Raw genomic sequence first — 2,591 nt, forward strand, 5'->3', positions numbered from 1 at the left:
CCGCCCGGCACATCACCATCGTCCCGGAAATCGACATGCCCGGCCACACCAACGCCGCACTCGCCTCCTACGCCGAGCTCAACTGCAACAACACCGCGCCCCCGCTGTACACCGGGATCGATGTCGGCTTCAGCTCGCTGTGCATCGGCAAGGAGCTCACCTACACGTTCGTCCAGCAGGTGCTGGCCGAGCTGGCGGCGATCACCCCCGGCCCGTACCTCCACATCGGCGGCGACGAGGCCCACAGCACGTCCGCGGCCGACTACCGCACGTTCATGAACCGAATCCAGCCGTTCGTCGGCGCCAACGGCAAGACGGTCCTCGGCTGGCACCAGCTCGGCCAGGCCGACCACACCGCGAACCGGGTCGCCCAGTACTGGGGAACGGGCACCTCCGACGCCGACCTGGCGGCCGCGGTCAGCAAGGGCGACAAGATCCTGCTGTCGCCGGCGAACAAGACGTACCTCGACATGAAGTACACCAACTCGACCCCGCTCGGCCTGACCTGGGCCGGCCTCATCGAGGTGCAGACCGCCTACAACTGGGACCCGGGCGCCTACCTCTCCGGCGTGCCGGCCAGCGCGATCATCGGCGTCGAGGCACCGATGTGGTCGGAGACGCTCACCAAGCTCGCCGACATCGAGTTCATGGCCTTCCCGCGGATGCCGGCCCTGGCCGAGCTCGCGTGGTCGCCGCAGGCGGCACGCAACTGGGACACGTTCAAGGTGCGGCTCGGCGCGCAGGGCCCCCGCTGGACGGTCCAGGGCATCAACTTCTACCGGTCGCCGCAGGTCCCGTGGGGCACGGTGCCGTCGCCGTCCGCGTCGGTCTCTCCCTCCGGCTCTCCCTCGGCCTCGTCGTCTGCCTCGCCTTCCCAGCCGCCCTCTTCGGGCCTGGTCAACGGCGGGTTCGAGAGCGGCTCCCTGGCCCCGTGGACGGGCACGGGCTGCTCGGTGGTCTCCACACCGGTCCGCTCCGGGACGAAGGCCCTGGCCGGCGCGGTGACGGCGAGCGACAACGCCCACTGCCAGCAGACCGTGACCGTCCTGCCCAACCGCACCTACCGGTTGAGCGGCTATGTCCGGGGCAGCTACGTGTACCTCGGCGCCACCGGCACGGGCGTCAACGCAAGCACGTGGACGCCCGGCACCGGCGGCACCTACGCACCGCTGAGCCTGACGTTCACCACCGGCGCGTCGACGACGTCGGTGACGGTGTACGTGCACGGCTGGTACGGCCAGCCGTCGTACAACGCCGACGACATCACGCTGACCCTCGCATGAGCGCCTGCGGGTGGGGTACCAGGGCGGCATGCGCCCACTCGGTATCCCACCCGCACAGCTCACCGACGCAGACCTCCTGCAGGAGCTGGCCAGCCTGCACGAAACCCGCAACGACACGCTGCGCCACGGCTCCGAGGACGCCCTGACCAACCACAGCCGCCGCACGGACGAGCTGGAGCGCGAGTACCTGCGCCGCTTCCCGGACCGCGAGGTCAACCCGGCCCGCCTGCGCACCTGACCATCGCTCGTCAAGCGATCCTGACGGAAGACAGCCGATACGTCCCGGCGACTCTCCAAGATCTCGCTCTGAACTGCGAAAACCCGCTCGGGAATATGTGGTCCACAGCTATTGTTGTCATTCGCCGGTAGAGAGTCCTCATCGAGGGCCGCTACCCCAGGACGGCACCTATGCCATCGTGGATCGTCATAGCGTTGATCGTGTGCATCCCCCAGGTGCTCGCCCTGCTGATCGTGGCCGTTGCTCCGGGCCGGACCGCTGCCGTGATCCAGGTACTCCGGATCACGCGCCAAGGTGGTCTTGGCCAGGTCGTACAGGCGCTGCAGAACCGGCGATGCCGATGCGCCTGCCAATGCTCGAACCGAACCGCGGACCAGGCCGGACAGACGGAGCCAGCCGATGGCGCACAATGAGCAGGGTTCGGCGCTACTCGGGCAGACGATCCATGATCGAGCGACGCAGATCCTGGAGGAGCGCCGGCGGGAGGCCCTCACCCGCGCCGAGGCCCTGGCCCGGGCTTGGACGAAGCCGGACGCTCCCCGGCGGCGCGTCCAGAGCCTCACGGATGCCACCCGACTCCTGCGGGTACTTCGCGAGAGAACCCGAACGCAGGTCGTTCTCGCCCGCAGGTTGGGCGCCAACTGGGACCAGGTCGCGACGAGCCTGCAGGTGACCCGCCAGGCTGCCTGGGCCCGCTATCACGAGGCCAGCGCCACCGCGGAGTACCAAACAGGTAGACAGAGCATGTCTGGCGCACTGCGTTCCCTGGACTTCCTCCGCCGACGCACCGAACGGCTCGAGGCGAAGACTGCCAGCCTGGTCGCGGCCGCACGCCAGTCCGGCCGAACCTGGGAGAACATCGCCGACGACCTCGGCGTCCGCCGCCAGACAGCCTGGGAGCGCTACGGACGGCTCAAGACCAATACGACCTGACCTTCCCCCGTTGAATACGCAGAGCACCACAAAGCCCCGCCACCGGCAGGACTACACCATTGCGCGGGGTTCTTGCGAGTGTGGTCGTTGGTCCTGGGTGGGTGGGGTCTTGGGTCCTGGCGGGGTGGGGAGGTTCG

At 68.8% G+C, this 2,591-nt stretch carries 2 protein-coding genes and 1 pseudogene; all 3 read left to right on the plus strand.

From position 1 onward, the window contains the following. The coding region (locus ABZS66_RS61250) for a family 20 glycosylhydrolase (RefSeq protein WP_354774151.1) at nt 1-1,283 on the plus strand (1,283 nt) is incomplete at its 5' end. Between the two features lie 37 nt (nt 1,284-1,320). Next, nucleotides 1,321-1,521, plus strand: a pseudogene (locus ABZS66_RS61255) (DUF6158 family protein); the annotation flags it as partial. 399 nt (nt 1,522-1,920) lie between these two features. Beyond that, entirely contained in the window at nt 1,921-2,454 is a 534-nt protein-coding gene (locus ABZS66_RS61260; protein WP_354774153.1) for a hypothetical protein, read from the plus strand. Nucleotides 2,455-2,591: the final 137 nt, after the last annotated feature.

Origin of the sequence: Dactylosporangium sp. NPDC005572, from assembly GCF_040605515.1 — a bacterium.
Taxonomy (GTDB): Bacteria; Actinomycetota; Actinomycetes; order Mycobacteriales; family Micromonosporaceae; genus Dactylosporangium.